The 379-nt window shown below is 66.2% G+C and carries 1 protein-coding gene; it reads right to left on the reverse strand.

From position 1 onward, the window contains the following. The coding region (locus IO30_RS46485) for a hypothetical protein (protein ID WP_209439906.1) at window positions 1-379 on the reverse strand (379 nt) is incomplete at both ends.

Raw genomic sequence — 379 nt, forward strand, 5'->3', positions numbered from 1 at the left:
CACCCGCACCCGCACCCGCCGGCACGACATCCCCATCGAGGCCCGCCAGCACCGCGTAGTCGTCTACGACACGGCCATTCGGGACGCCCACCACCCGGACCCGCGAGGCGCCCGAACTCGCCAGGAATGCCCCCACCTCCGCGACGGAAAACACCTCCCGACCCCACCGCACCACAACCTCATCCGAACCCGCCGGAACCGGACCCGAATACAGGACCGCGTCATACCGGTAACGCGTCAACTCCGTATCAAACCGGCCCCGCTTCACCCACACATCCGCACCCGAAAAACCCTCAACCGAATCCGCCAACGCAGGAAAATACTCCGGATCCAGCAACAACTCCCGCTCAGCCAGAACATCCTGCGCCACCGCCCGACG

The sequence above is a fragment of the Streptomyces xanthophaeus genome (assembly GCF_000725805.1).
Taxonomy (GTDB): Bacteria; Actinomycetota; Actinomycetes; order Streptomycetales; family Streptomycetaceae; genus Streptomyces; species Streptomyces xanthophaeus.